Source organism: Neomicrococcus aestuarii (genome assembly GCF_014201135.1).
GTDB lineage: Bacteria > Actinomycetota > Actinomycetes > Actinomycetales > Micrococcaceae > Neomicrococcus > Neomicrococcus aestuarii.
The window spans coordinates 2,146,967-2,158,814 of the sequence record NZ_JACHDR010000001.1 but is presented as its reverse complement, the minus strand read 5'-3'; the positions used below and the strand labels follow the sequence as shown (position 1 = coordinate 2,158,814).

Sequence of the window (11,848 nt, the reverse complement as noted above, 5' to 3'; positions counted from 1 at the left end):
GTGTATACGGTCAATTTCACTCAGTTGAGCGATCTGGACTCAACTTTACTCAGTCCCAAAACAATGTCAAGTCAAAGTTGAGTGAAGTAGACTCAAGTTCACTTCCGGTGAACAACGGGGCGGAACCACCTATGATTTCTGGGTGCCCCTCTCCCTTTGGTTATCCCTGCTCGGCGCGAGCGTAGTCATCAGCTTCACCCCCGGCGCAGGCGCCATCAACACCATGACGAACGCCATCAACGAAGGCTTCCGGCGCTCCTTCTGGGGCATCCTGGGGCAGCAAGTTGCACTCCTCATCCACGTGCTGATCGTTGCCGCCGGCGTGGGTATCCTCGTGGCGAATTCCCTCGTCCTGTTCAACGTGGTGCGCTACGCGGGAGCTGCGTACTTGGTGTATCTGGGCATCCGTTCGATCCTCGCCAAACCCGTTTCAGAAGAAACTGCGCTCGATGTTCGCAAGAACGAACCCGCACTTTCGATGTTCCGGCGCGGCGTCTGGGTAAATCTGCTCAACCCGAAGGCGATCGTTTTCTTCCTCGCTTTCACACCTCAATTCATTCGCCCCAGCGAGCCACTACTCCCGCAATACCTCATCTATATAGGCACGATTGTGCTGGTCGATGTCCTGGTGATGTGGTTCTTCTTCGCGGCCGCAGCCAAAAGTTTCCGCCGTTTTACGCGCAGCGCCCGCGGTCAACGCATCATGAACACCACGTTCGGCGTGCTGTTCATCTTGGTGGCGGTTTTGCTGATCTTCATTCACTAAGCATTAGCCGCCGCACCCTTACTCTGTAGAGCCCCTTCACAAACCGCCCCAGAAAATTATCCAAATGGCTATTTCTGAAACTGTTGTTGAACGGTAGTTTCATCTCATCGAGGCCGAATCACTCCGCCCGATCAACGAAGGGTACAAAGATGAGAAAACTTCACTGGGGCGCAACCGTTACCGCCTCACTCTCTCTCGCAGTCACCGCTGCTTTCGTTCCCGCGGTAGCAAGCGCTGACACTACGACGGCGCAGCTCACCAAGGCGGGCAGCTCCGCTTCCGTCGAAACTCACCAGGTTTCCAGCGCCGAGGCGAAGAAGGCAGCCACCTATTGGACGGCCGCTCGCATGAAGTCCGCGATCCCTGGTGATGTGCTCACGCTCAAGGCAGGTTCCGCCGCCGTTCAGCGTAGCCTCAATGACATCGCACAGGCCCTCAACGCCAAGTCCGTCGATCAGCTCAACGCTTCCGGCTCACCTACCAAGCTCGCAGCTCCTGAGCGCAAGGCCGCTTCGAGTTCCGCGGTGAGTGAGAATCCTGTCAGCCACATCGGCAAGGTGTTCTTCACCCTCGGTGGCTCGAACTACGTGTGCTCCGGAAACTCTGTGACCTCCAGCAACGGCTCCACGGTTTCCACCGCCGGCCACTGCCTCAATGAAGGTCCCGGCGCTTTCGCCACGAACTTCGTCTTTGTCCCTGCTTATAAGAACGGTGCCGCACCGTACGGAAAGTTCACCGCCCGCACGCTCGTGGCTCCAACGCAGTGGAGCTCGCAGGGTTCCATGCAGTACGACACCGGCTTCGCCGTCATGAACACCTTGAGCGGAAAGACCCTCGCAGCAACGGTGGGAGCTTCCGGAGTCCAGTTCAACGCTGCTCGCGGTCAGACCTACAAAGCCTTCGGCTACCCAGCCGCACGCCCATTCAACGGCGAGACGCTGTACTCCTGCACCGGACCTTCGTCTAACGATCCTTACAACCCGGCCTTCAACAGCCAGGGCATCCCGTGCAACATGACCGGAGGTTCCTCCGGCGGCCCATGGTTCTTGGGCACCTCATCCAGCGGCTACCAGAACTCCGTGAACAGCTACGGCTACGGTTCTAAGTCAACTGTTATGTACGGCCCATACTGGGGCACCGTAATTCAGTCGGCGTATCAGGACGCTGCCGTTCGGTAACCCACAAAAACCCTCTTAGTAGAAAGAAAAGGTGTGGGGTTCGTCAGATCGATCTGACGAACCCCACACCTTTATCACTTGCGGATCTACCGAATCATTCGTTCAGCAACGCGGTAGAAAGAGCGACTTCACATGACATCAATGAGACTCAAAGGACCTGAGTTCAAAGGGTCACTTGTCAGACATTAATGTTTAAAATGACGCTACCGAGACCGAGCGGCAAGCAGACCTTAAGCCCCGTATTCACAAGCGCGCTCAACGTAGAGGCAACAAAAGTTGCAAGTTGAGTCAAGCTATCATCGGCAGCGCCACTTGGAATCGGGATACTCAAAATGCTTCCGGCACCACCACACCCTGTTGCCCCCGTCGCCGTAGCGGACGTCAACTGGATGGTGATTCCATTCCCTAACAGGCCACCAAGGCTTACGGCCGCGATGCTACTCAATGGAATTTTGAGCGTTAATACCAGCCATAGCGCAGAGTTGAAGGTGTAGTTGTTGTTAGCCGTAATAACGACTTGGAGTCGAGTTCCAGTGCCATTGTTGATGGAGGACGTTGTGACTGCAACATCAAGTTGGGTAACAGTGGGTTCGAGAACAGCAGTCGCCGTTAGCCCGGTTGTCACCCCACCAATATCGACGGTCAAAGTGATGGATTGCCCCGTCGTCAAAGTGGTACCAACAGGAAGAAGTACCTGAAGCCGCTGAGTGATTACTAGATACGGATCCTTGTTGTCCACCACATGCGTGTAGTCCACTTGCGTGTAAGCCTTGGCGTTCAGGCCACACGGATCGCCCGATCCACCCGGCGTCACGACTGGGCAACGGGCCGGCGAAGCCGCAGCAAATGGGGCGAGGGAAGCGGCTGCAATTACTGGGGCGCTCCAGGCAATTCCCTTGGCGACTGAGCGGCGCGTAGGCGCGCTAATGGTTTTTTCGGGCATGACTCAATCTCATTTTTGGGTGCGGCGAATGGATTGGTGTCGGGAAGAAATGGGGATTCATCCGTGCGCGCGGTCGAAACGGCCGACCCGTAGTGACGCGCACATTTTTGAGTTATCCCATGTCAACGATTTAAAACATAGATTGCGTCGCTTGTTACGCCACAATTTCATTCACGTTCACGAGAAGTTATTCGTTGCAATCGCCAGATTCTGGGCTACATTCATTGCATGACTCTGGTTGCGGTGGTGTGTACCGGCAATATTTGCCGCTCTCCTATGGCTGAATACATGATTCGCGCGGCTGCGGAAGAGGCCGGTCTCTTCAACGTGTTCGTCACCTCGGCCGGAACCGCTGGGTGGGAATTAGGCAATCCGATTGACTCCCGGGCCTCGGAAATCCTTCAAGCGCTCGGCCATGACGCGAGCGAGCACACAGCCCGCCAGTTTGAACTCCACGAATTCTCCAACGTGGACTTGGTGCTGGCCATGGAAGATGAACATTACGCACACCTTCGACACCTCGCACCCACGGCTCATGACCGCGCGAAGGTTCGCATGTTCCGCGCTTTTGACCCCAAAGTGGCGCATCGCGGCATCGAAGATCAGGGCATTTATGACCCCTGGTACGGCGAGGAAAGCGACTTCGAAGCCGTGCGAGATCTGATTGCAGCCTCTATACCGGGCATTATTGATTACCTACGGGAACTCGAAGAGGCCCCGTCAGGCAAACCATCGCCGCCCGGAGAGGACAAAGATCAGGACTAATGTCCCGAGGTTCAAGCACCATCATCGCCATTGACGGCCGCTCCGGCGCCGGCAAATCCACGCTCGCCCTCGAGCTCGCTACTTTGTTGCGGAAACACCGCCCGGTAGCCCTGTTCCACCTTGAAGACATTTACCCCGGGTGGGACGGCCTCGAAGAAGGCATCGACCTCTACACGAAACGAGTAGCCGAGCCGCTGTTTTGGGGCGAGACCGCCCACTGGTTCGCGTGGGATTGGTACCAGGACCGCGAAGGCGAGAAACGCTCTACTCCCCCGGCGCCGATTGTGATTATCGAAGGCGTGGGCGCCAACGCGCGCTCGGCCTCCCGCTTCATCGACGCTCATATTTGGGTTTCCTTGACGGATGAGGAACGCAAACGCCGCGCTCTTGAACGCGACGGCGAGACTTACGCTCCTCACTGGGACCGCTGGGCACAACAGGAACAACACTGGATGGACTCGGACAATGGACCCGTAGACGCGGATATCACCGTTAACGCGGCCCGCGGTAGCGCTACCGAAACCGAAGCAGTCCTGCGTGCACTCACCGAATTGCCCGCGATCCGCGAGGCGCTCCGCCCCGAAATCGAACAACAGCGCGCTTTGCCCGCGCATGCACGCACTTTCGAACTGCCGAAGAACCAAACGCAAGACTGCGCCGTCGTACTGTTTGAAAAGCTGTATGGGGAGTCAGCGGAGGCGTTCTTGTTGCATTCTTCCTCCGCCGGCAGCGAGGATCCGCTGGGGCGCAACCGGTATTCGATCCTCGCGGACGCCTCCGGCGCTCTCGGGGCCACGGCGCAGCACATGGACGGAGTCACGCGGATTCGGCATCAGGGCGCCGAAGCGGTAGTTCCTGGCCCGTTCTTTGGGTGGCTGGATGACGCGTGGGACCGTCGATTGACCACGTCCGCGCCGCCGCTTGCGCTCGAAGGACTCGACTTTGAGTTGGGGTGGCTCGGCTGGTTGGGCTACGAACTCAAGCGCGAGTTCGGCGGCGCCGACGTGAGCGGCTCCCCCACCGCGGATGCCGCGCTCATTCGTGCAGCGCGTGCAGTGATTGTGGATCACGAGACGCAGACGGCGCACGCGCTCGCGATTGAATCCGCGGACGCTGATGAATTTTTTGATTCGGTTGCCGCGGCGGTTGCGTCGCTAGAGGCGGGCTCGGTTGCAGTTGATACTAAAAAGATTGAGGACGACGACGCCGCGCTCACCTTGGCAGGGTCGTTCAGCATTCGCGATTCCCACGAAACGTACCTCGCGAAAATCAAGGAAGCGCAACGCGAGATTTTCGAGGGCAATACGTACGAGGTCTGCTTGACGTCCTCGGTTTCGGCTCGCGCGAGCACTGCGGATCCGTGGGCGATCTACTTGGCACTCAAGGACCGGTCGCCGGCGCCGTACGCGGCGTTTGGTCGCTTTGGCGCTACGAGTATTGCGAGTTCTTCCCCCGAACGATTCCTGTCTATCTCCCTTGATGGACTCATGCGAGCTGAGCCCATCAAGGGCACGCGGCGGCGGCTCGCGGATCCGGTGGAGGATGCGGCGCTCAAGCACGAGCTCGCGACAAGCCCCAAGGATCGCGCGGAGAACATCATGATTGTGGACTTGTTGCGCAACGACTTAGTGCGCTCGGCGTACCCGGCCACCTTGCGGGTGCCGCGGCTTTTGGCTGTGGAAAGCTACGCGACCGTGCACCAAATGGTCTCCACTATCGACGCGCAGTTGCGTCCGGAAATCTCCCGAGCAGAAGCCGTGCGAGCGGCGTTCCCTGCCGGTTCCATGACGGGGGCGCCGAAGATTTCCACCATGAACATCCTGGACCGGCTTGAGGACTGGCACCCGCGCGGCATCTACTCAGGTGCTATCGGGTACTTCTCCCGTAACGGCGGCATGAACCTCTCAGTGGTGATCCGCACGCTCTTGATGCAGCAAACCCAAGATGGCTCGTGGGATCTGTCCTTGGGAATCGGCGGCGCTATCACCGCGGACTCCGTGCCGGAAGAGGAATGGGACGAACTGCGCGCGAAGGCGTTCGGGGTGCTCGGCACACTGGGCGCCGAGTTCCCGGGCTAAAGGCACTTACTGCAGCGTTGCCGAAAGCCGTGCGACGTTGTCCTTCCACCGCTCGAACGGCGTCCGCGCATTCCACATGCCCAGCTTCACGCGCTTGGACTTGGATTCGTACTCGTCCATGACCTTGTCCAGACGCTCCACGATCTCCGGGCCCAGCAGCATCATGCTGATCTCGAAGTTCAAGGAGAAGGAACGCATGTCCATGTTGGAGGAGCCAAAAACGGCGACCTCGTTGTCTACGGTGAAGCACTTGGTGTGCAGCACGTGCGGGGCTTCGTAGAGGTAAATCTCCACGCCCGCGGTCAGCAAGGATCGGTAGTAGGACTGCTGCGCGTGGTGAGCTAGCGCCTGATCGCCGCGTTCGGACACGTAGAGCTTGACCTTGACGCCGCGCTGGGCCGCCGTGGTCACGGCGTACAGCAGGGAATCATCCGGAACAAAGTAGGGGCTGGTGATGCGGAGCTCGCGCGTCGCTGAATAGATCAACGTCGTGAAAAGGCGGAGGTTGTTCTCGGCGGAGAATCCAGGTCCAGATGGCACCAACTGCCCGGACACCGCACCGGGTTCGTTGAGCGGAGTGATAGAGCGGACGTCATCGAGCAGGTTCTCATCCGTCTCTTGGGACCAGTCGGTGGTGAACACCACGTCGAGGCTCGCCACCAGCGGACCACGCACGCGCGCCATGAGCTCCACCCATTCGCGACCCATCTGGCGGGACGCGGCACGCTTATACCCGGGCTCAATCAGGTTCTGAGAACCCGTGAAAGCCACGGTCCCATCCACCACCACGATCTTGCGGTGGTTGCGCAGATCCGGCCGACGCCACTGGCCGTGCACGGGCGCTAGCGGCAGCATGCGGCGGTAGCTGATCTTCGAATCATCCAGCCGCTTCAGCAGCTTCCGGTATCCCGAGACTCGCATGGTGCCCAGGTGGTCAAACAGGAACCGGACGTTCACGCCGCGATCCGCCGCGGCCACCAGAGCGTCCAAGAACGGGCCGACCACTTCGTCGTCATCGCCCACAATATAGAACTCAACGTGCACGTAGCTTCGGGCGGTGCGCACGGCTTCGGTCATCGCTTGAATGGATTCGCGGTAATCGGTCAGGAATTCCACGGAGTTTCCGCGTACCAGCGGCATTCCGCCGAGCCGGCGATTCATGGCCACGGCGGAGTGAACCCAGCCGGGAAGGTTTTGATCTTCGTCGTCCAAGTCCAGGTGCTTGGTTTCGGAGAGCACACGTTCGTTGATGACCGCTTGCCGCAGAGTACGACGCCGTGACATCCGGAAGTTGCCGAACAGCAAGAACAGCGCCAAACCCAGAATGGGGATGAAGAAGATGGCTAGCAGCCACGCCATCGCGGTGGTGGGGCGCCGATTGCCGGGCACTACACCGAGCATGACAATACGGATTCCCATATCAATAACGGTCCACATTACGGACAGCCAGCGTGGGATATCGCCCCACAGCCAGGAGAAATCAAGCACCGGTTCCCCTCCCCGGACAAATAATCATGCATGTCAGCTTATTCTGTTCCGCGGGCGCACCCTAGCGGTTATAGGCTGGACGCCATGACTGCTCTCGTTTTCATCGAATCTGCTCATCCTGCCGGCCGCATTGCGGATCCGAACACCCCGCAATTGTCCGTTCTGGATCAGGGCGTCACGCGCGGCGATGGCATCTTCGAGACGGCGCACTACCGCGATGGTGCGGTACGCAAATTGGACGCTCACTTGGCCCGCATGCGATCTTCCGCAGCATCCGTGGAGATCACGATTCCTACTGAGGAAGCCTTCCGCACTGCCGTTAATACCGCGGTGACAGAATTTTTGAAGGAGTACGACGACGCAGCTTCCGTCACGCTGGAAGCGGCCGTGAAGATTGTGGTCACGCGAGGCGCCGAGGGTGCCGAACACGGCACCGCTTGGGTGATGGTTTCGCCGGTGTCCAAGTCCATTCTTGAACAGCGCGAGAACGGCATCGACGTGATGCTGCTTGAGCGCGGCTACGACTCCACCGTGGCGGATCGTGCCCCGTGGCTTCTCATGGGAGCGAAGACGCTCAGCTACGCCGTGAATATGGCAGCCCTTCGCCACGCGCACCATCACGGTGCGGACGACGTGATCTTCGTTGCGAGCGACGGACTGGTCCTTGAAGGCCCCACGTCCTCGGTGCTGATCGCAAGCGAAGTCGACGGAGTCAAGAAGCTCACGACGCCCATCTTGGAGACCGGCATCCTTCCGGGCACCACGCAGGGCGCGATCTTTGCCGCCGCCGAGAAGGCCGGCTGGGAGCTCGGCTACGGCCCGCTCGAGCCGCACCACTTGCATGAAGCGGACGCCGTGTGGCTGGTGTCTTCGGTGCGTTTGTTGGCGCCAGTAAACAAGATCGACGGCACTGAGGTGTCCCGCAACGAGGCGTTGCACCGCGAGCTTCAAGGGCTTGTGGATCAGATTATGTAGTTCAGGTTCCGCGCCTCAGAGCACGTGGTACCCGATCTAGTTGTTCATCCAAACCACATTCCAGGTGCCAGCGCTTAACGCGGCCCACACTGCGAGCGCGCCGAGCGCTAGGCCTCCCAGGAGTACCCAGAGGTCAAGCAGGGAGAACGTGGACGGTCGCGCCCAGGTCCGGTGGTGACCGCCAAAGCCTTTTGCTTCCATGCTGAGGGCGAGTCTGGAAGCGCGTCGGATGGCTTGGACCATGAGTCCGAACGCTTGTCCGGTGTTGGCTTTGATGCGGTCCAACGGCGATCCGAAGGATCCGACTCCGCGCGCGCGGCGGGCCATGCCGAGGGTTTTCCATTCCTCCGCGAGCAAGCCGAGTAGCCTCATGGCTGCGAGCGCGCCTAGGACAAAGCGGTGCGGCAACTTGGCGCGCTGAGCGAGTGCATCGGCGAGGTCCGTGGGATCGGTGGACGCCATGACCAGCACTGCGGGTACCGCGATGCCAATAGCGCGCAGTCCCGTGGCCGCTCCTAAGGACAGCGATCCTTCCGAGATGCTGTAGGTCCCTAGATCGAGCAGAGTACGTCCTGAGTCTTCGGCGATGATCGCGGTTCCCCACACGGTGAGAAGGGACGCCACCACCAGGATCCATGCGCGCTGGAAGAACAGCACGGGCGAGACTCCCGAGAGCGGCAACAGTGCGAGCGTTCCCACCAGCACTACGGCAGCGCTCACAAAGTCCATCGTGACCACCAGCGGCAGCGTGGCCGCCAGAACTGCCACTAGTTTGGACAGCGGGTTGGCCCGCAAGAGAACGGCCCGGCGTTGGAGCTTGGCGTCTGCGGAGATGTCGAAATTCGTCACGCTCACAGGGAACCCCCACTCGGATGTTCCTCGTTGGGTTGTTCCCCAGTTGGTCGTTCACCGGCTGATTGTTCCCCGACGCGGAACGTGGTGGCACCCAACGCTCGCGTGAAGGCGTCGTCGTGGGTTACGGCAACCAAGCTCGTTCCTGCGGCAAGCTGCTCTCTCAACAGAGCCACCAGCTCGGCCCACGTGTTGGCGTCCTGTCCAAAGGTGGGTTCGTCCAGCAACAGCACGCGTGGCCCAGCCGCAAGCACGGTGGCCACGGACAAGCGACGCTTCTCCCCACCCGACAGCGTAAACGGATTGGCGTCAGCGAGGTGGCTCAAGTGCAATCGCGCAAGGAGCTGATTCACGCGCTCTTGCGCTTCCTCCTCGGTAAAGAGCGGCTGACCCGTTTCCGGGTGCACCGCGTGCCGGGGGCCGAACGCGAGTTCTTCGCGGACGCTCGGGGTGACGAACTGGTGCTCGGGTTCTTGAAACACCGTGCCCACGCGGGTTACGAGTTCCGGCGCACGCCACGAGAACGGGTCTGGACTCTTGAGGTGTCCGCGCAGTTCCGTGCTGGCTTCGAGCTCGCCCCCATGCTTTTCCAGTAGTCCGGCGAGGGTGAGCAACAGCGTGGATTTTCCGGCGCCGTTCTTGCCGATCACGCTGACGGCTTCACCTTCGCGAAGTTCAAGGTCTATCCCCGTCAGAACCGGCGACGGGGCGCTCTTTCGCGATCCTTCGCCCCCGGAGCGTCGTGCCCAAAAGGTCCGACGATGTGGCGCTTCCTTCGATACCGCAAGCCCACGAGCGCTCAACAAGACCCGCGAATCCTCAGCGGTGCCCACACGAGGCGAGCGGGCGTCGTCGTACTCAAAATCAGGAACCCACACGCCTGCCGCAGCCAGCTCGCAGCGTAAATCCGCATCCGACCAGAGCCGCTCGGGGTGAACGTCGTGGGAGATCCCGCCGTGGGGCTGCAGCACCAGCACGCGATCCATGTGGCGCGCCCACTCCGCGATCCGGTGCTCCACCACAATCGCGGTGGCGCCGGAGTCGGCGATGCTGGCCAGGACGGCGTCGCGGACCTCTAGCACCCCGTCCGGGTCCAGGTTGGCGGTGGGCTCATCAAGCAGGAGAAGACCGGGGCGCATCGCCAGAATTCCCGCGAGCGCCAAGCGCTGCTTCTGACCTCCGGACAAGCGCGCGGTGGAATGGTCCAAGGAAACGTCCAAGCCTACCGCTTCAAGCGCAGCGCTGACCCGGGGCCATATCTCCTCGCGCGGGACTGCGAGGTTCTCTGCGCCGAATGCGACGTCATCGCCCACGCGGGAGAGAATCACTTGCGTCTCGGGATCCTGTTGCATGAGCCCGGCGACCCCGCGCTGCCCGTAGGCCGGGATGCCGTTGATCTCGAGGGAACCGGTGGAGGCATTGTCCTCATCCGGGTGCAAGACACCGGCCATCGCGTGTAAGAGCGTTGACTTGCCCGCGCCCGAAGGCCCAATCAGCAGCACCTTCTGGCCGGGTTCAATCTCCACGTTCAAGCCGTGTACTGCCGGCAACTCACGGCCCGCGTGACGCCAGCTCCAGTCACGAGCGTGGACGCGCGCGGGAATCACGCGGGCTGAGAGTTGAGTAGTCATGCTTAGCGGGCGACCGGCTCGTTAGCGGCGTTACGCGAACGCAGGGCCGACAGCGCACCCGTTCGGGCCAGCGCGCGAGTCAGCACCCACGCCACCACGCCGGCAACTGCTCCGGAAACCACGGTGCCCAGCACGTAGATGAGCTTCCAGGTATCGGAGTATTCGGGGTACCAGTTGAAGATGTACGCGTCGTTGATACCGCCGAAGAGGCCGGTCGCGGCACCAGCGAGCAGAGCCACGACGACGTTGAACTTGCGGTACATGAAGAACGCGAAGATCAGCTCCGCACCCAAACCCTGAATCAGGCCGGAGGCAATGACGGTCATGCCGAAGCTAGAGCCCAAAAACGCGGAAATGATGGCCGCGACAAGCTCCACGAAAAGAGCGGCTCCGGGCTTCCGAATGATGAGTCCGCCCAGCACAGCCGGGAAAAGCCACATGCCGTTGATGAGAGATGAGGACGGCGGGAACGCTACCCACAAGGGTGCTAGTACTTGGTAGGACGAGTTCCAGGCCCAGAAAATCACACCGCACGCGACGGCGAGAACGGCAGCCACCACGATGTCGGTGGGGCGCCACGCAAGAGAGACTTTCGGCGTGGGCGTGGTTGTAGACGTGCTCAAGGTTTCCTCCTTAGAAAAGGAGGGGAGGGTGCATCGACGCACCCCGAGAAACTCGACTCCCTAGCGCCGGTACTAACCGGATCAGGTTCGAGGGTCTGCGATGTATCGCACTCTCAGCGCCCTGTAGTCCTGCCCCGTTGCCGGTGCCGGAAAACGTGCGCTCCCCTGTCGTTAATCAGTTGAACCAGTGTAGCTCCCTATATGCTGAGAGACGACATTACGACGACGATGCCTCGCGTCGTCACCCGTAACGAACCATCAGGAGAAAACTCGTGAACGTTGTTTTGAAGGTCGGCGCATCGTTGGCTTCGATCGCCGCTGGTTTCTTGGGCAAGAAGATCGTGGACATTGTCTGGAAGAAGTCCACGGGCAAGGAATCCCCCAACATGATGGACGCTGACGCGCAGCGCGAGCAGTCCCTCAAGCAGGTCCTTGCTTTCACCGTGTTCTCATCCATCGTCATGGGCGTCATCCAGGTGCTCACCAACCGCGGCACCCAGCGCGCGCTCCAGAAGTACAACCGCAACCTCGACGAGGTCTAAAGGGTCT

General features: G+C 60.4%; 11 protein-coding genes and 1 riboswitch. Of the genes, 6 read left to right on the top strand and 5 right to left on the bottom strand.

All coding sequences use genetic code 11. The features are described 5' to 3' along the window. The first annotated feature begins 142 nt into the window (after positions 1-142). Positions 143-766: a LysE family transporter gene (locus HD598_RS09780; RefSeq protein ID WP_183665536.1), complete on the top strand. Its 624-nt coding sequence runs from the start codon at positions 143-145 to the stop codon at positions 764-766. 149 nt (positions 767-915) lie between these two features. Beyond that, positions 916-1,944: a trypsin-like serine peptidase gene (locus HD598_RS09775; protein ID WP_183665534.1), complete on the top strand. Its 1,029-nt coding sequence runs from the start codon at positions 916-918 to the stop codon at positions 1,942-1,944. 178 nt (positions 1,945-2,122) lie between these two features. On the opposite strand, the gene HD598_RS09770 is transcribed toward HD598_RS09775, so the two are convergent. After that, positions 2,123-2,887, bottom strand: coding sequence for a hypothetical protein (locus HD598_RS09770; RefSeq protein ID WP_183665532.1), 765 nt, complete (start codon positions 2,885-2,887; stop codon positions 2,123-2,125). A 228-nt stretch (positions 2,888-3,115) separates the two neighbouring features. Between HD598_RS09770 and HD598_RS09765 the strand changes: the two genes are divergently transcribed. After that, positions 3,116-3,652, top strand: a complete 537-nt coding sequence (locus HD598_RS09765) for a low molecular weight protein-tyrosine-phosphatase (RefSeq protein ID WP_183665530.1) — start codon at positions 3,116-3,118, stop codon at positions 3,650-3,652. After that, entirely contained in the window at positions 3,652-5,730 is a 2,079-nt protein-coding gene (pabB, locus tag HD598_RS09760; protein ID WP_183665528.1) for an aminodeoxychorismate synthase component I, read from the top strand. The genes HD598_RS09765 and pabB overlap by 1 nt, the downstream gene beginning before the upstream one ends. 6 nt (positions 5,731-5,736) lie before the next feature. Here pabB and cls read toward each other — a convergent pair whose 3' ends face one another. Further along, complete coding sequence (gene cls / locus HD598_RS09755; RefSeq protein ID WP_071895373.1) at positions 5,737-7,167, bottom strand: cardiolipin synthase; 1,431 nt, start codon at positions 7,165-7,167, stop codon at positions 5,737-5,739. Between the two features lie 135 nt (positions 7,168-7,302). On the opposite strand from cls, the gene HD598_RS09750 reads away from it, so the two are divergent. Then, complete coding sequence (locus HD598_RS09750; RefSeq protein WP_183665526.1) at positions 7,303-8,193, top strand: aminodeoxychorismate lyase; 891 nt, start codon at positions 7,303-7,305, stop codon at positions 8,191-8,193. A 36-nt stretch (positions 8,194-8,229) separates the two neighbouring features. On the opposite strand, the gene HD598_RS09745 is transcribed toward HD598_RS09750, so the two are convergent. Genes HD598_RS09745 through HD598_RS09735 form a run of 3 tightly spaced genes read right to left on the bottom strand, consistent with a single transcriptional unit; the run spans position 8,230 to position 11,299 of the window. Further along, a complete protein-coding gene (locus HD598_RS09745) occupies positions 8,230-9,048 on the bottom strand; it encodes an energy-coupling factor transporter transmembrane component T family protein (RefSeq protein WP_409366182.1) in 819 nt (272 codons plus the stop codon). Next, a complete protein-coding gene (locus HD598_RS09740; RefSeq protein WP_183665524.1) occupies positions 9,045-10,676 on the bottom strand; it encodes an ABC transporter ATP-binding protein in 1,632 nt (543 codons plus the stop codon). Before HD598_RS09740 ends, HD598_RS09745 begins: the two co-directional genes overlap by 4 nt. Positions 10,677-10,678: 2 nt before the next feature. Continuing rightward, positions 10,679-11,299, bottom strand: a complete 621-nt coding sequence (locus tag HD598_RS09735; RefSeq protein ID WP_071894816.1) for an ECF transporter S component — start codon at positions 11,297-11,299, stop codon at positions 10,679-10,681. Positions 11,300-11,339: 40 nt separating this feature from the next. Then, positions 11,340-11,476: riboswitch (TPP riboswitch) on the bottom strand. A gap of 95 nt (positions 11,477-11,571) precedes the next feature. Between HD598_RS09735 and HD598_RS09730 the strand changes: the two genes are divergently transcribed. Then, positions 11,572-11,841, top strand: coding sequence for a DUF4235 domain-containing protein (locus tag HD598_RS09730; RefSeq protein ID WP_183665522.1), 270 nt, complete (start codon positions 11,572-11,574; stop codon positions 11,839-11,841). Positions 11,842-11,848: the final 7 nt, after the last annotated feature.